Genomic DNA, 16,636 nt, shown 5'->3' on the forward strand with positions numbered 1-16,636 from the left:
CCACCCCTATCCTGCCGGCGGCGGCTAGCCACCTTGCCCCTGGCCGGGCCCCTTTCTTGAGGGGACGGGACCGAGGGGGCTTCCTTACAGCCCCGCGACCGGTAAAGTCGGTCGCGGGGCCGCCTCTTTGGGAAAGAAGCACGGGGAACGATGGGGGATAGCAGGGCCGCCATTAAGGCGGGGGGCATGAGCGCGCGGCAGCGGATCGTCAGGGAACGGCGCCAATACAACCAGCTGGCCGCCAGCCAGACGCTGGAGGACTACGCCCTGCGCTTCACCGCCACACGGGCGCGGCGCTGGTCGTCGTTCCGCGTGGCCAACACCGCCTTCGGCGCCATCAGCTTCCTGGCGTGCGAGGCCATCGGCGGCAGCGCCACCCTGACCTATGGCTACAGCAACGCCAGCGCCGCCATCCTGGCCGTCGCCGTCCTGATGTTCCTGGTGGGACTGCCCATCACCTATTACGCCGCCCGCCATGGCGTGGACATCGACCTGCTGACCCGCGGGGCGGGCTTCGGCTATCTGGGGTCCACCCTCACCTCCCTGATCTACGCCAGCTTCACCTTCCTGCTGTTCTCGATCGAGGCCAGCATCATGTCGGCGGCCCTGCAGATGGCGCTGGGAATCCCGCTGTGGCTGGCCCACATCGTCAGTTCCCTGGTGGTCATCCCCATCGCCGTCTACGGCATCCGCCTGATCAGCCGCATGCAGCTGCTGACCCAGCCCATCTGGCTGCTGCTGCAATTGGCGCCCCTGGCCTATCTGGCGCTGAACCATGGCGCGGACCTGGCCGCCTGGCGGGAATTCCCTGGCGCGCTGGGCCATGCCGATGGCCATATCGACCCGCTGCTGTTCAGCATGGCGGCCAGCATGCTGCTGTCCCTGCTGCCGCAGATCGGGGAGCAGGCGGACTATCTGCGCTTCCTGCCCACCCTGCGCAAGACCGGGCGCTGGGCCTGGTGGACGGCCCTGATCACCACCGGACCGGGTTGGGTCGCCATGGGCGGGCTGAAGCTGCTGGCCGGTTCCTTCCTGGCGGTGGTGGCGTTGCGCCATGGCCTGTCGGCGGAACAGGCCACCCAGCCGACAGAGGTGTTCTACATCGCCTTTCAGGAGATGCTGTCCTCCCCCACCATGGCTTTGGTCCTGACCGGCGTCTTCGTCGTCGTCTGCCAGATCAAGATCAACGTCACCAACGCCTATGCCGGGTCCATCGCCTGGTCCAACTTCTTCTCCCGCCTGACGCACAGCCATCCCGGCCGAGTGGTTTGGCTGGTGTTCAACGTCATCCTGGCCCTGATGCTGATGGAGCTGGGCATCTTCCGCGTGATCGGCGGCATCCTGGGCCTGTATGCCAACTTCGCCGCCGGCTGGATCGGGGCGCTGACGGCCGACCTGGTGGTCAACAAGCCCCTGGGCCTGAGCCCGCCGGGCATCGAGTTCAAGCGCGCCCACCTCTATGACATCAACCCGGTGGGCGTGGGCGCCATGGCCCTGTCGGTCGTGGCCTCCACCCTCGCCTCGCTGGGCGCCCTCGAGCCGCTGCTGGGGCCCCTGCCCCAGGCCATGGCACCGTTCATCGGCCTGGCCGTGGCCTTCGTCACCGCCCCTTTGATCGCCAAGGCCACCCGGGGCCGCTACTACCTGGCGCGGCCTGACACCGACCTGCCGGCCGATGCGGCGGAGGCCCGCTGCGTCATCTGCGAGAACGTGTTCGAGCGGCGGGACATGGCCCATTGCCCCGCCTATGCTGGCGCCATCTGTTCCCTGTGCTGCACGCTGGAAAGCCGCTGCCACGATCTGTGCAAGAAGCAGAGCCGCATCACCGACCAGTTGGCCCGCCTGATGGAAACCCTGCTGCCCAGCCGCATGGCGGGCGGCGTGCGCACCCGCACCGCCCGTTTCCTGGGCGTCCTGGCCGTGTTCACCCTGGTCAACGGCGGCCTCTTGTCCTTCATCGGCATGCAGTATGGCGCCGCGGTGCCGGAGGCGCGCGGCGTGGTCGCCACCACCCTGTGGATCGTCTTCTTCGCCCTGCTGATCGTCTCCGGCGTCGCCGCCTGGCTGCTGGTGCTGGCCCTGGAAAGCCGCCGCGTGGCGGAGGAGGAGACGGCGCGCCAGACCGGCATGCTGATGGAGGAGATCGAGGCGCACGAGCGCACCGACGCCGCCTTGCAGAAGGCCAAGGAGGTGGCGGAGGCCGCCAACGTGGCCAAGAGCCGCTACATCATCGGCATCAGCCATGAGATCCGTACGCCGCTGAACGCCATCTTCGGCTATGCCCAGTTGCTGGAACGCGACGCCAGCATCAGCAACCCGGACGGCGTGCGCGTCATCCGCCGCAGTGCGGAGCACCTGTCCAACCTGGTGGACGGCCTGCTGGACATCAGCAAGATCGAAAGCGGCCTGCTGCGCCTGACCCGCGACAAGGTACGGCTGGTGGAATTCCTGGACCAGATCGTGGACATGTTCCGCCTGCAGGCCGCCGCCAAGGGCATCCAGTTCCACTACGACCGCCCCGCCTACCTGCCGGCCTTCGTCCATACCGACCAGAAGCGCCTGCGCCAGATCCTGATCAACCTGCTGTCCAACGCCCTGAAATACACGGCCCAGGGCCACGCCACCCTGCGCGTGCGTTATCGCAGCCAGGTGGCGGAGTTCGAGGTGTCGGACACCGGCTTCGGCATCCTGCCCGAGGACAGGGAGCGCATCTTCGAACCGTTCGAGCGGGGGCGGATGGCCAACGCCCGCGCCGTGCCCGGTACCGGCCTGGGCCTGACCATCACCCGCCTGCTGACCCGCATCATGGGCGGGGAGATCGCCGTGGCCAGCGTGCCCGGCCAGGGCAGCACCTTCACCGTGCGCCTGCTGCTGTCGGAGGCGCAGTCCGGCCCGGACGACCCGCCGGCGGCTCGGACCATCCACGGCTATGCCGGCCCGCGCCTGCGCGTGCTGGTGGCCGATGACGACCCCGACCATCTGGCCCTGATCCAGAACCTGCTGCGGCCGCTGGATTTCCTGCTGTTCGCCGCCCGCGACGGGCGGGAATGCGTAGCGCTAGCGCGGGAGTGCCGGCCGGATCTCGCCCTGCTGGACATCTCCATGCCCCACATGACGGGGTGGGAGGCGGCGGCGGCCCTGCGCGATCTGGATCTGCCGCGCCTGAAGATCATGATGGTGTCGGCCAATGCCCACGACTACACCCCCGGCCGCGACGCCGCGGGCGGGCAGGATGGCGGCAGCGCCGCGCACGACGCCTTCCTCATCAAGCCGGTGGACATGGACGTGCTGCTGGAACGCATCGGCGCGCTGCTGGGCCTGGAGTGGCTGTACGCCCCCGCCGACGCGCCGCCGCCGGCCATGGCAGCCGATGTCGTGCCGGCCCTGGCCCAGCCGCATCTGGAAGCGCTGTGGCAGCTGGGCCGCATCGGCCATGTGCGCGGCATCGAGGCCAAGCTGCGCGAGCTGGAGGCGGAGGACGCGGCCACCGCCGCCTTCGCCGCCCAGCTGCGCACCCTGGTGCGCGCCTTCGACCTGAAGCGCTATATGGCGGTGCTGGAGGCGGCACGGACACAGGCGGGAGGGAGTGATGGCGGTACAGGCGATGGACAGGACCGGGTGGAGCATGGCGATGACTGATGCCGTTCAGGCCGCCCCCGCCCGCCGCGACACCGTGCTGGTGGTGGATGACACGCCGGAAACCCTGGGCTTCCTGACCGACGCCCTGGACCAGGCGGGCCTGACCGTGCTGGTGGCGACGGACGGCGAGGGCGCCCTGGCGCTGCTGGAGCAGGTGACGCCGGACCTGGTGCTGATGGACGCCGTCATGCCCGGGCTGGACGGGTTCGAGACCTGCCGCCGCCTGAAGCGCGACCAGGCCCTGGCCCACCTGCCCGTCATCTTCATGACCGGCCTCAGCGAGACGGAACACGTGGTGCAGGGCCTGCAGGCCGGCGGCGTCGACTATGTCACCAAGCCCATCGTGGTGGATGAGCTGATGGCCCGCATCCGCGTGCATCTGGCCAACGCCCGCGTCGCCTACGGCGCCCAGGTGGCGCTGGACACCACCGGCCGCTATCTGCTGGCGACCGACGCGCGCGGGCGCTTGCGCTGGTGCACGCCCCAGGCGCAGCGCCTGCTGGCGGCCTTCTTCCCCGATGATGGGTCCGGCGGGAACACCCCCGACCGCCTGCCCCCGGCGGTGGCGGAGCGCCTGGCCCAGCTGCGCCGCGACGGCGCGCCGTCCATCCTGATCGACGGCCCGGACGCGAACGATACCCGCCGGCTGGAGGTCGCCTACCTCAGCCAGACCGAGCCGGACGAATTCCTGTTCCGCATCAGCGAGACCGGCGCCGGCCGCGAGGAACGCGCCCTGCAACAGGCCCTGGGCCTGACGGCGCGCGAGGCTGAGGTGCTGGTGTGGATCGCCCACGGCAAATCCAACCGCGACATCAGCGACATCCTGGGCATCAGCCCCCGCACGGTGAACAAGCACCTGGAGCAGATCTTCGTGAAGCTGGGGGTTGAGAACCGGGCGTCCGCCGCCGCCGTGGCCGTAAGGGTGATGGCGGGGTAGTGTTCCACCCTGAAATGGGCGCCTCCGCACTCCCCCGATGTTGCCGCACTACGCGTCAGCGCTTAGACTTCCCATAGCGCAGATAGCCGGAGGATGCCGTGGCCAGCCTCACCATCCGAAACATGGAAGAACCATTGGAGAGCCGCCTACGGGCCCAAGCCGCCGGCCATGGACGTTCCATGGAGGAAGAGGCTCGGCACATCCTGCAAGCCGTTCTGGTCCATGATCTACCGCCGGCGCCGACTGATTTGGCAGGATCGATCCGCCGTCGCTTCGCCCCGTTCGGTGGCGTGGAGCTGGCGTTGCCCCCACGTGAGCCATTACGTAATCCGCCCAGCTTCCCGGAATGATTATTCTTGATACCAACGTGCTATCGGAGCTGATGCGCCCGGCGCCATCGGATGCGGTTTTGCGTTGGCTTGACCAACAACCCCCGTCCTTATTGTTCACCACCACCATCACCCAGGCTGAAATCCTGTCAGGCATCGCCCTGCTCCCAGAGGGACGTCGGCGGGTCGGTTTGGAGAATGCCGCGCTACAGATGTTCGTCGCCGACTTCGCCGGCCGAATATTGCCCTTCGACACTCAGGCCGCGATTTCATTTGCGGGCATTACAACAGTGAGACGCCAGGCTGGGCGCCCCATCTCCACCCTGGATGCCCAAATCGCAGCGATTGCCCACTCGCTCGCCGCCACAGTAGCCACCCGTAATACCGACGATTTCTCCGGCTGCGGCGTGTCGCTGATCAATCCTTGGACGCCATAGTCTACTCTCAAATGTTCACCAGGTGCGCCACCTCCGCCGCCGTCTCCTCCCGCGTGCTGCCGGCGCGGATGATGCGGCCGCGCTGCATGACGCGGTAGCTGTCGGCGAAGGACCAGGCGAAGTCCAGGTACTGTTCCACGATCAGGACGGTGACGCCCAGGTCGGCGCGGATGCGGCGCAGGGCGTCCTCGATCTGCTGGACCACGGAGGGCTGGATGCCTTCCGTCGGCTCGTCCAGCAGCAATAGGCTGGGCTGGCCCGCCAGGGCGCGGCCGATGGCCAGCTGCTGCTGTTCGCCGCCGCTGAGCACGCCGCCCTTGCGGTTGATGATTTGCGCCAACTTGGGGAACAGGTCGAAGATGTGGTCGGGCACGCCCGCCTTCATCGCGCCGCCGCCGCGGCCGGCCAGGGCGGACAGGCCGGTCTCCAAATTCTCCCGCACCGTCAGGTGGGGGAAGATGTGGCGGCCCTGGGGAACGTAGCCGATGCCGGCGCGGGCGCGCTGGTGGGGGCCCAGGGCGCTGACGTCGCGGCCCTGGAAGGTCATGCGGCCGGCGGTCAGGCGCTGGGCGCCGATGATGGTCTTCAGCAGGGTGGTCTTGCCCACGCCGTTGCGGCCGATCAGCGCCACGGCGCCGCCGGCCGGCACCGCCATGTCGATATCCCACAGGACCTGGCTCTGGCCATAGGATGTCGCCGCCCCGGTGAGCGTCAGCAACGGTTCAGACATGATGGGTGTTCTCCTTGGCCCGGCCCAGATAGACGGCGGCGACATCCGCGTCGGCCCGGATGGCGGCCACGCTGCCCTCCTTCAGGAACTGGCCCTGGTGCATGACGGTGACGCGGGCGTCCAACTGCTCCAGGAAGCTCATGTCATGGTCGATGACCAGCACGGTGTGCTGGCCCACCAGGCGGCGGATCAGGGTGGCCGTCTGGCTGGTTTCCGCCGGGCCCATGCCGGCCGTGGGCTCGTCCAGCAGCAGCAGGTCGGCGCGCGTCGCCACCACCATGCCGATCTCCAGCCACTGCTTCTCACCATGCGCCAGCTGGCCGGCGGGGGCGGCGGCGCGGTCGGCCAGGCCGATGGTCTCCAGGATGTCGGCCACGCGGGCCTTCTCCTCCGCCGCCACGCCGTGGCGGAAGGATGACCACCAGCGACGGTCGCGCTTGGCGGCGATCATCAGATTGTCCACCACCGACAGGCCGGGCAGCACGCCCGGCGTCTGGAACTTGCGGCAGATGCCCCGGCGCACGATCTCATGCTCCGGCAGGTGGGTGATATCCTGGTCCTTGAAGATCACCCGGCCGCTGGTGGCCCGCACCCGGCCGATGATGGTGTCGCACAGCGTGGACTTGCCCGCCCCGTTGGGACCGATCAACACCCGCAGGGTGCCCCGGTCCAGGGTCAGGCTGAAGCCGTTCAGGGCCTTGAAGCCGTCGAAGTCCACCGTCACCCCATCCATCGCCAGCAGCAGGTTGCTGGCGGGGGCGGTGGTGCCGATATGGGACGCGGTCGCCTGCGCGCTCATTTCGCCTCACCAATGATCAAGGTTTTAAGCCGCTTTCCCCAGCCGGTCGCGCCGGCATCGGCCACCAGGCCGGCCAGGCCGCCGGGCAGCAGGGTCACCACCAGCACGAACACCAGACCCAGGGCGTAGAGCCACAGGTCGGGGAAGGCGCTGCTGACGCCGTCCTTGGCCAGGTTCACGGCCAGGGTGCCGGCGATGGCACCGGCCAGGCTGTTGCGGCCGCCCACCGCCACCCAGATGACCATCTCGATGGAGGGCACCACGCCCACCAGGGCCGGCGACACCACGCCGGCGTGCAGCGTGAACAGCGCCCCGGCCAGGCCGGCCAGCACGGCACCGATGGTGAAGGCCACCACCTTGAACGGCGTGGGGTCGTAGCCCAGGAAGCGGATGCGGTTCTCACCATCCCGGATGGCGCGCAGCAACAGGCCGTAGCGCGACGCCATCAGGGCGCGCAGGGCAACGAACACCCCCACCACCAGGGCCAGGGTCAGCCAGTACAGGCCATGCGCCGCCGCCGGCGTGCCCAGTTCCAGGCCCATCACGGTCTGGAAATCCGTCAGGCCATTGAAGCCGCCGGTGGAGGGCTGCTGGCTGATCAGCAGGGTGGCGAAGGCCAGCGCCAGCGCCTGGGTGATCAGGGCGAAATAGACGCCCCCCACCCGCCGCCGGAACACCGCCCAGGAGAACAGGGCCGCCAGCGCGCCCGGCACCAGCACCACGCCCAGGATGGCCACCAGCGGGCTTTTGAACGGCACCCACCACCAGGGCAGCGCGTCCAGGCCGCTCCACACCATGAAGTCGGGCAGGTCACCGTCGGCCAGCGCCGCCAGCTTCATGTGCATGGCGATGGCGTAGCCGCCCAGGCCGAAGAATACCCCCTGGCCCAGGCTGAGCACCCCGCCCTGGCCCCACACCAGCACCAGGCCCATGGCCAGCAGCGCCATGGCCAGGAAGCGGGCCAGCAGGTTCAGTTCATAGGCCGACACCAGCCAGGGGGCCAGGGCGGCCAGGACCACCACCGGCAGCGTCAGGGCCATGGGCCGGCCTAGGGTGACGCCCGCCAGGCCCCCCGACAGCGGCGTCTCTTTGCGCATGCTCATATCCATGCCGTCCTCCTTCATGTGCACCTCACGCGTCCAGCGCGCGGGACCGTACGGCCACCACCCCCTGGGGACGGAACTGGATGAACCCGATGACGAACAGCAGCAGCAGCACCTGCGCCAGGCTGACATCCACCAGGATCTGCACCAAGGCCGAGAACAGCCCCACGATCAGCGAGGCGATGGCCGTGCCCTTCAGGCTGCCCAGGCCGCCCAGCACCACCACCAGGAAGGCCGGCACGACATAGCTTTGCCCGACATTGGGGGTGACGGGGCCCAGAAGGGCCAGCACCACCCCCGCCAGGCCGGCGATGCCGGTGCCCAGGCAGAACACCGACAGATCCACCGCCCGCACATTGATGCCCGCCGCCGCCGCCATGCCCCGGTCCTGGTTCACGGCGCGCACCAGCAGGCCGATGCGCGTGCGGGCCAGCAGCAGGCTGAGCGCACCCATGACGGCGAACGCCACCGCCAGAATGAACAGGCGGGTGGCGGGTATGGTCAGCCCCTCCAGCAGGCCGGACTGGACGGTATAGGCGTGGTTCAGCCACTGCGGCGCCCGCACGTCCACGCCGATGGCGCCGAAGATGTTGCGCGCCGCCTGCTGCAGGATGAGGCTGACACCCCAGGTGGCCAGCAGCGTGTCCAGCGGCCGGGCCGACAGGCGCTTGATCAGCGTCGTCTCCAGCACCGCGCCCACGGCGGCGGCACCCAGGAAGGCGACGGGCATGGCGGCCAGGATGCCCAAGGGCCCCGGCACCACCTGCAGGGTCAGGTAGGCCAGGTAACCGCCCAGCATCAGCATCTCGCCATGAGCCATGTTGATGACGCGCATGAGGCCGAAGCTGAGCGCCAGGCCCAGGGCCGCCAGCACGTACAGCGACGCGACGCTGAACCCGTTGAAGATTTGCCCAGCGATAAGGGGCCACTCACCCATTTCTTTTCTCCCTCATACGCCGGGCGTCGGCATCCGCCGGCTTGGCTGATCCTCGCTCCGGCGCCCGCGGTCGCGGGCTACTACGGCAAGAGGCCGAGCCTCTTGCCGTTGGGATTCATCAGCTCGCCGGGCACTTCTTGCCCGGGAAGACCAGCGGGTCGTAGGGGTCGGGGTCGATGGTGCCCTTGGACTGCCAGATGATCTTGAACTGGCCGGTGGGGTCCAGCTGGCCGATGTAGCCGGTCTGCACCAGGCTCTGGTTGGCGGCGAACTTCACCTTGCCCATGGCGGTGTCGAGATAGTCCAGCGCCACCGCCGCCGCCCGCACCTTCTCCGGATCGAAGCTGCCGGCCTTCTCCACCGCCGCCTTCCAGGCGTAGACATCGACATAGCCATGGACCATCGGGTCGGTGACGGCCGCACCGGCGCCGAACTTGGCCTGATAGGCGGCCACGAACTTTTTGTTGGCCGCACCGTCCAGGCTCTGGAAATAGTTCCAGGCGGCGTAGCTGCCCTCCACCAGGCTGGGGCCCATGGCCACGGCCTCCTGCTCGCCGATGCTGAAGGACATGACGGGCAGCTTGGCCGAGGGCAGGCCGGCGGCGGCCATCTGTTTGAAGAAGCTGACGTTGCTGTCGCCGTTCAGGGTGCTGAAGATGATGTCCGGCTTGGCCGCCTGCACCTTGGCGATGACGGCGCTGAAGTCGGTGCCGCCCAGCGGCACGTATTCCTCACCAGCCACCTTCAGCTTATCTGCGTCGATATGCTTCTTCAGGATCAGGTTGGCGGTGCGGGGGAAGACATAGTCGGAGCCGATGAGGAAGTAGCTCTTGTAGCCCTTCTCCACCGCCCAGGTCAGGGCCGGCAGGATTTGCTGGTTGGGCTGGGCGCCGGAATACATGATGTTGGGCGAGCACTCGTTGCCCTCGAACTGCACCGGGTACCACAACAGGCTCTTCAGCTTCTGGAACACCGGCAGCATGGCCTTGCGGCTGGCGGAGGTCCACCCGCCGAAGACGGTGACAACGCCGCCATCCTGCACCAGCTTGGTCGCCTTCTGGGCGAAGATGGCGGGGTCGGACGCGCCGTCCTCCACCACCGGCTCAATCTTCTTGCCCAGCACGCCACCGCTGGCGTTGATCTCTTCGATGGCCAGGATCTCGGCGTTCTTCACCGTGACCTCGCTGATGGCCATGGTGCCGGTCAACGACTGCAGCACGCCCACCTTCACCGTGTCGGCGGCCCAGGCCGTCGCCGGCGCCGACAGGCTGGTCGCCGCCAGCAGTAGGGCCGCGAGACCGACCGGCTTGTACATCCCCCTCATCACCATCCCCTTCCCGTTCGCTTTGGTCTTTCGCCGCCATGGACACGGCGACCACGGGGCAAAGGCTAGGGCCGGTAGAGGGAACCGGGTATGGGGCGTTTAACGTAGCGGCCCGGAACGGAGGCCGGCACGGGGAGGCATCCCACGGCCCACTTCCCGCACGGAATTGCGCGTGCACCCGCGTGCCGCATTGCATTCCCAGCCGGCGTAGCCTACCTCTAGCGACATGCCGCGCCGCCCACGTCCCCCTTCGCGGAAGACGCCCGCCTTCCCCGCCCACCGGCTGGGCATGGTGGCGGCATGCCTGCGCGGCCTTGTCATGGCCTTCCTGCTGCTGTCCTTCCTGGGCGCCACCACAGTTCAGGCCATGCCGGTGGACCCGCCCGCCACCACGGGCCCGGCCATGCCCGACGATTGCCCCATGGCCCATTCCGCCGGCACGCCGGCCAAGGGCGGGCCCTGCCACGGCTTGAACGCGGCCTGCCTCAAGCAGATGGGCTGCCTGGGCATCTCGCTGCTGCCGGAGCGAACCGGCCAGCCCACGGCGCCGGCCGTTTTCGGCGACGCCTTCTTCTGGCACCCGTCGGCCTCCATGGCCGGCCTGTCCATCACGCCGGAACCCTTCCCTCCCATCGCCGCGTGAGCGGGGCGCCCTGAGGGTGCCCCTGTCGCCTCGGGGCATCGACGCCCGAGGCCCGTTCACGCCGTCGGCATCGCCATGCCGGCCCCGGTACCCTTTCGGGAAGGGAAGCCTCATGACCCGATACATCCATGCCCGCACGGCCACCGCCGTGGCGGCGTTGGCCCTTATGCTCGCGTCCGGCACGCGGGCGGATATCATCCCCACCCCTGACGCCCCGGCGCTGGGCGCCAGCCTGGACGGCCTGCTGGACGCCGCCCGGCAGCTGAACCCATCCCTGCAGGCCGCCGCGCTGGAAACCGCAGCCGCCGATGCCGGGGCTTCCGCCGCCGGCGCGCTGGACGACCCGACCTTCCGCGTCAACTCGGACGAGGTGGACCGCACCAGCGGCCCCCGCATCAACAAGACCTACATCACGGTGGAGCAGGAGTTTCCGCTGTGGGGCAAGCGCGACCTGCGCCGCAGCGCCGCCCTGGCGGCGGTGGACGCGGCACGGGGCCGGGAACGGGCGGTGGGCCTGGAACTGGAGGAACGCATCAAGGGCGCCTACGCCCTGTACGCCGCCGCGTCAGCCGCCCTGGCCGTCAACGGCGACGTCCTGCGCCTGGATCGCCAGATGGCCAGGAATGCCGCCGACCGCTATGGCCAGGGCCTAGGCAGCCAAGGCGACGCCCTGACGGCCGCCGCCGAAGTGGCCCGCACGGAGGTGGAGAACGCCCGGCTGACCGCCGACCGCACCGCCGCCGCCGCCCGCCTGAACGCCCTGCTGGCGCGTCCGGCGGATGCGGCCCTGGTCGTCCCCTCCGGCGGCCGTCCCCTGCCGGCGTCCACCCCACCCCTGACCGTGCTGGCCGACCGGGCCCAGGCCGACAACCCCCGCCTGGCGGCCGGATTGGCGGAGGTGCGCGGTGCCGAGGAAGAACGCCGCCTGGCCGCCAAGGCCTGGTACCCTGACCTGACCTTGGCCGTGGGCGCCATCCAGCGCGACAACGGCCCCACCGGCTATACCGCCACCGTTGGCTTCAAGATCCCCCTGCAGGCGGAGCCGAAGCGGGCGAGGGAACGCCAGGCGGTGGCCAAGGCCAACGCCAGCCGGCAGAGCTTGGCCGCGACGGCCGCGGACATCGAGGGCGACCTGGCCGAGGCGCTGGCGGCGCTGACCGCCGCCCGCCAGCAGGCCGGCATATACCGGGCGCAGCTGCTGCCAGACCTGGGCGGCGCCCATGACGCCGCCCTGGCCGCCTATGGCCGGGGGCAAGGCAGCCTGGCCGCCGTGCTGGAGGCGGAGCACCGCCTGCACCAGGCCCGCCTGGATTTGCTGCGCATCGAGGTCGATGGTCAAAAAGCCCTGGCTGCCCTGGAACGCCTGGTGGGAGGTCCGCTATGACCCGCACCCGCTTCCTTATTGGCCTGGCCATCGCCCTCACCGCCACCCAGGTGGCCCAGGCTGAGACGTCGCCCCAGACATCCGCCGACAAGGGCAAGGTTCTGTACTACCGCAACCCTATGGGGCTGCCCGACACCTCGCCTGTGCCCAAGAAGGACAGCATGGGCATGGACTATCTGCCGGTCTATGCCGAGGGGGCCGAGCCAGCGGGCACGGTGCGCATCGCCCCCGGCAAGCTGCAGACCCTGGGTGTGAGGACCGCCCCGGTGGAGGAAGTGCCGGCCCTGGCGGGGTCCGTGCAGGCCACCGGTACCATCGCCCTGGATGAACGGCGCCAGGTCGTGGTGACCACCCGGGCGGAGGGTTGGGTGGAGACATTGGCTGTCGCCGCCACGGGCGACACCGTGCGCCGCGGCCAGCTGATGGCCCAGCTTTACGCCCCGGACCTGCTGACGGCGGAGAAGGAGTATCTGCTGGCCCGGTCTCTGGCATCGGACGGCCATGCCGACATGGGTCATGGCAGCTCGGCCGACCTGGCGACCGCCGCCTTGTCACGCCTGAAGGCGCTGGACATCCCTGCGGAAGAGATCGCGCGGTTGCAGCGGAGCGGCGAGGCCGCCAGCCGGATACCGATCCGGGCGCCGGCGGACGGCGTGGTCATCGACAAGCCGGTGGTGGCAGGCATGCGCGCGGGCCCGGGCGAGCCGCTGTACCGCATCGCCGACCTGTCCACCGTCTGGTTGGTGGCCGAGGTGGCGGAGCGCGAGGTGGGCCAGGTGCGGCCCGGCCAGATGGCCCATGCCACCCTGGCGGCCTATCCCGGCCGCCGTTTCGACGGGGTGGTGGACTTCATTTACCCCGCCCTGTCGCGGGAGACGCGGACGGCGCGGGTGCGCATCGTCCTGCCCAACCGCGACCGCGCCCTGCTGGCCGACATGTACGCCAGCGTGACCATAGAAACGCCGCACGCCGCCGGCGGCGGCCCCGCCCTGCTGGTGGTTCCGGAGTCCGCCGTCCTGGACGGGGGCAGCCGCCAGACGGTGCTGCTGGACCTGGGCGATGGGCGCTTCCAGCCGCGCGCCGTCCATCTGGGCGTACGGGGCGATGGCAAGGTGGAGGTGCGCGACGGCCTGCGCAAAGGTGATCGCGTGGTGGTTGGCGCCAATTTCCTGATCGACGCGGAAAGCAACCTGAAGGCGGCCTTGCAGGCATTCACCGCCAGTGCGGGGGGACAGCCATGATCGCCCGCCTCATCGACTGGTCCGCCACCAACAAGGTGCTGGTGCTGGCGGCCACCCTGTTCATCGCCGCGCTGGGCGCCTGGTCCTTGCGGCACACGCCGCTGGACGCCCTGCCCGACCTGTCCGATACCCAGGTCATCGTCTACACCGATTATCCCGGCCAGGCGCCGCAGGTGGTGGAGGACCAGGTGACCTATCCCCTGTCCACCGCCCTGCTGGCGGTGCCCCGGTCCAAGGTGGTGCGCGGCTTTTCCAACTTCGGTGTGTCCTTCGTCTATGTGGTGTTCGAGGAAGGGACGGATCTCTATTGGGCGCGCTCCCGCGTGCTGGAATATCTGAACGTCGCGCAAAAACGGCTGCCGGCCGGCGCCACGCCCTCGCTGGGGCCGGACGCCACCGGTGTGGGCTGGGTCTACCAGTATGTGGTCCAGGGTGCGGGCCGCACGCTGGCCGAACTGCGCAGCATCCAGGACTGGCTGGTGCGCTACCAGCTGGCCAAGGCCGACGGTGTGGCCGAGGTGGCGGCCCTGGGCGGGTTCGAGCGCCAGTACCAGGTGGTGGTCGATCCCCGCAAGCTGCAGGCCTACGGTATCCCCCTGTCGGTGGTGTCGGACGCCGTTCGCGCCAGCAACCGCGATGTCGGCGGCCGCACGCTGGAAATGGCGGAGACCGAATACATGGTGCGCGGGCGGGGCTATCTGCGTGACGCCGGCGACCTGGAGCGGGTGGTGCTGAAGGCGGATGCCGGCGGGGCGGCGCCCGTGCTGCTGCGCGACGTGGCGCGGGTGGAGCTGGGGCCGGACGAGCGGCGCGGCATCGGCGAGCTGGACGGCCGGGGCGAAGCTGTCGGCGGCATCGTGGTCAAGCGCGACGGCGCCGACGCGCTGACCACCATCGCCAGCGTCAAGCAGCGCCTAGCGGAGCTGCTGCCGGCGTTGCCGGAGGGCGTGACCCTCAAGGCGGTGTACGACCGGTCCGACCTCATCGACCGGGCCATCGAGACGCTGAAACATACCTTGCTGGAGGAAAGCCTGATCGTGGCGGCGGTCTGCGTACTGTTCCTGTTCCACGTGCGCAGCGCCCTGGTTGCCATCATTACCCTGCCCATCGGCATCCTGGCGGCCTTCGCCGTCATGCGGCCGCTGGGCATCGGCGCCAACATCATGAGCCTGGGCGGCATCGCCATCGCCCTGGGCGCCATGGTGGACGCCGCCATCGTCATGATCGAGAACGCCCACAAGCATGTGGAACGGCTGGCGCCGGGCGAGCCCCGGGGCCCCGCCCTGCTGGCGGCGGCGCGGGAAGTGGGGCCGTCGCTGTTCTTCAGCCTGCTGGTCATCGTCGCGTCCTTCCTGCCGGTGTTCGCGCTGGAGGCGCAGGAGGGGCGGCTGTTCAAGCCGCTGGCCTACACCAAGACCTTCGCCATGGCCGGCGGCGCCCTGCTGTCCGTCACCCTGGTGCCGGTGCTGATGCTGTTCTTCGTGCGCGGCCGCATCGTGCCGGAGGCGCGCAACCCCCTGAACCGCGCCCTGATCGCGGCCTATCGTCCGCTGATCACGCTGGTGCTGCGCTGGCCCAAGGTGACGGTGGTCGCGGCGGTCCTGGCCCTGGCGGCCACGGCCTGGCCGGTGTCGCGCCTGGGCTCGGAATTCATGCCGGATTTGAACGAGGGCACGCTGCTGTTCATGCCCGTCACCCTGCCGGGCATCTCCGTCACCAAGGCGGCGGAACTGCTGCAGACGCAGGACCGCATCCTGAAGTCGTTCCCCGAGGTCGCGTCCGTCTACGGCAAGGCGGGCCGCGCAGCGACGGCCACCGACCCCGCCCCGCTTGAGATGAGCGAGACGGTGGTTACCTTGAAACCTCAAGACCAGTGGCGGCCGGGCCTGACCCTGGACGGCCTGGTGCGGGAGATGGACCAGGCCCTGCAACTCTCCGGCGTCAGCAACGCCTGGACCATGCCCATCAAGGCCCGCATCGACATGCTGTCCACCGGCATCCGCACGCCGGTTGGCGTCAAGGTGTTCGGGCCCGACCTGGCCGTGCTGGAACGGCTGACAACAGCGGTGGAGACGGCGGTGCGTGGCGTGCCCGGCACCACCAGCGCCTATGCCGAGCGCCTGGGCGGCGGCCATTACCTGGAGATCACACCCGACCGCGACCGCATCGCCCGCTATGGCCTCAGCATCGACGCCGTGCAGCAGATCGTGGCCACGGCCCTGGGCGGGGAGACCGTCACCACCACGGTGGAGGGGCGGGAGCGGTATGGCGTCATCGTCCGCTATCCCCGCGACCTGCGGGACAGTCCCCAGGCCATTGCCACCCAGGTTCTGGTGCCACTGCCCAATGGGGCCATGGTGCCGCTGGGCGACCTGGCCAGCGTGGCCCTCACCCAAGGCCCGCCGTCCATCCGCACCGAGAACGCGCAGTTGGTTGGCTATGTCTATGTCGACATGCATGGTCGCGACGTGGGCGGTTATGTGGCGGAGGCGGCGCGGACCGTGGCGGCCAAGGTCAACCTGCCACCAGGCTATCGCCTCGAATGGAGCGGACAGTTCGAGTACCTGCAGCGGGCCAAGGCCAAGCTGGCTTTGGTCGTCCCCGCCACGCTGGGCGTCATCTTCATTCTGCTGTACCTGAACTTCGGACGCCTGGCGGAAACCCTGATCGTCATGCTGTCGGTGCCCTTCGCCCTGGTGGGCGGCGCTTGGTTGCTGTGGGCCCTGGGCTACAACATCAGCGTCGCGGTTGCTGTGGGGTTCATCGCCCTGGCCGGCGTGGCGGCTGAGACGGGGGTGGTGATGCTGATCTACCTGGACCACGCCTGGTCGGCCACCTTGGCCCAGCGGACGCGCGAGGGCGCCCCGGCAACACCCGCCGACCTGCGCGCCGCCATCCTGGAAGGAGCGGTGGAGCGGGTGCGGCCCAAGATGATGACCGTGGTGGCCATCATGGCCGGCCTGCTGCCCATCCTGTGGAGCACAGGCACGGGTTCCGAGGTCATGCGCCGCATCGCCGTGCCCATGGTGGGCGGCATGGTCTCCTCCACCGTCCTGACCTTGCTGGTGATCCCGGCGCTGTATGCTCTGGTGAAACGGCGCCCCGTCGGATAAGGGCGCAAGGGGCGCGGTCG

13 protein-coding genes are annotated in these 16,636 nt (G+C 69.4%); 8 read left to right on the top strand and 5 right to left on the bottom strand.

Translation table 11 applies throughout. The features are described 5' to 3' along the window. Positions 1-186 precede the first annotated feature (186 nt). From FBZ87_RS19390 to FBZ87_RS19405, 4 genes are all read left to right on the top strand, one after another. Positions 187-3,639 (top strand): hybrid sensor histidine kinase/response regulator, encoded by a 3,453-nt coding sequence (locus FBZ87_RS19390; protein WP_145612247.1) that lies wholly within the window; start codon positions 187-189, stop codon positions 3,637-3,639. Next, on the top strand, positions 3,632-4,576 hold the full coding sequence (locus FBZ87_RS19395) for a response regulator (RefSeq protein WP_246134489.1): 945 nt from the start codon (positions 3,632-3,634) through the stop codon (positions 4,574-4,576). The genes FBZ87_RS19390 and FBZ87_RS19395 overlap by 8 nt, the downstream gene beginning before the upstream one ends. Before the next feature lie 98 nt (positions 4,577-4,674). Next, a complete protein-coding gene (locus FBZ87_RS19400) occupies positions 4,675-4,926 on the top strand; it encodes a FitA-like ribbon-helix-helix domain-containing protein (RefSeq protein ID WP_145612248.1) in 252 nt (83 codons plus the stop codon). After that, positions 4,923-5,342 carry a type II toxin-antitoxin system VapC family toxin gene (locus tag FBZ87_RS19405; protein WP_145612249.1) on the top strand — a complete coding sequence of 140 codons (420 nt, stop codon included), beginning with the start codon at positions 4,923-4,925 and terminating at the stop codon, positions 5,340-5,342. Before FBZ87_RS19400 ends, FBZ87_RS19405 begins: the two co-directional genes overlap by 4 nt. A 7-nt stretch (positions 5,343-5,349) precedes the next feature. Here the strand turns inward: FBZ87_RS19405 and urtE are convergent, their stop codons facing one another. The 5 genes from urtE to urtA all read right to left on the bottom strand — a co-directional run bounded on the left by urtE (position 5,350) and on the right by urtA (position 10,235). Then, entirely contained in the window at positions 5,350-6,072 is a 723-nt protein-coding gene (gene urtE / locus FBZ87_RS19410) for an urea ABC transporter ATP-binding subunit UrtE (RefSeq protein WP_145612250.1), read from the bottom strand. Continuing rightward, a complete protein-coding gene (urtD, locus tag FBZ87_RS19415; protein WP_145612251.1) occupies positions 6,065-6,871 on the bottom strand; it encodes an urea ABC transporter ATP-binding protein UrtD in 807 nt (268 codons plus the stop codon). Before urtD ends, urtE begins: the two co-directional genes overlap by 8 nt. Beyond that, positions 6,868-7,974 (bottom strand): urea ABC transporter permease subunit UrtC, encoded by a 1,107-nt coding sequence (urtC, locus tag FBZ87_RS19420; RefSeq protein WP_246134490.1) that lies wholly within the window; start codon positions 7,972-7,974, stop codon positions 6,868-6,870. The genes urtD and urtC overlap by 4 nt, the downstream gene beginning before the upstream one ends. A 28-nt stretch (positions 7,975-8,002) precedes the next feature. Then, positions 8,003-8,911 carry an urea ABC transporter permease subunit UrtB gene (gene urtB / locus FBZ87_RS19425; protein ID WP_145612252.1) on the bottom strand — a complete coding sequence of 303 codons (909 nt, stop codon included), beginning with the start codon at positions 8,909-8,911 and terminating at the stop codon, positions 8,003-8,005. 118 nt (positions 8,912-9,029) lie between these two features. Beyond that, positions 9,030-10,235 (bottom strand): urea ABC transporter substrate-binding protein, encoded by a 1,206-nt coding sequence (urtA, locus tag FBZ87_RS19430; protein WP_246134491.1) that lies wholly within the window; start codon positions 10,233-10,235, stop codon positions 9,030-9,032. Between the two features lie 289 nt (positions 10,236-10,524). On the opposite strand from urtA, the gene FBZ87_RS19435 reads away from it, so the two are divergent. From FBZ87_RS19435 to FBZ87_RS19450, 4 genes are all read left to right on the top strand, one after another. Continuing rightward, a complete protein-coding gene (locus FBZ87_RS19435) occupies positions 10,525-10,878 on the top strand; it encodes a hypothetical protein (RefSeq protein ID WP_145612253.1) in 354 nt (117 codons plus the stop codon). A 112-nt stretch (positions 10,879-10,990) separates the two neighbouring features. Continuing rightward, positions 10,991-12,262 carry a TolC family protein gene (locus FBZ87_RS19440; protein WP_145612254.1) on the top strand — a complete coding sequence of 424 codons (1,272 nt, stop codon included), beginning with the start codon at positions 10,991-10,993 and terminating at the stop codon, positions 12,260-12,262. After that, positions 12,259-13,503 (top strand): efflux RND transporter periplasmic adaptor subunit, encoded by a 1,245-nt coding sequence (locus tag FBZ87_RS19445; protein ID WP_145612255.1) that lies wholly within the window; start codon positions 12,259-12,261, stop codon positions 13,501-13,503. The genes FBZ87_RS19440 and FBZ87_RS19445 overlap by 4 nt, the downstream gene beginning before the upstream one ends. Further along, positions 13,500-16,616 (top strand): efflux RND transporter permease subunit, encoded by a 3,117-nt coding sequence (locus FBZ87_RS19450; protein WP_145612256.1) that lies wholly within the window; start codon positions 13,500-13,502, stop codon positions 16,614-16,616. The genes FBZ87_RS19445 and FBZ87_RS19450 overlap by 4 nt, the downstream gene beginning before the upstream one ends. The last annotated feature ends 20 nt before the right edge of the window (positions 16,617-16,636 follow it).

It is taken from the genome of Nitrospirillum amazonense (assembly GCF_007828035.1).
Classification (GTDB): Bacteria; Pseudomonadota; Alphaproteobacteria; order Azospirillales; family Azospirillaceae; genus Nitrospirillum; species Nitrospirillum amazonense.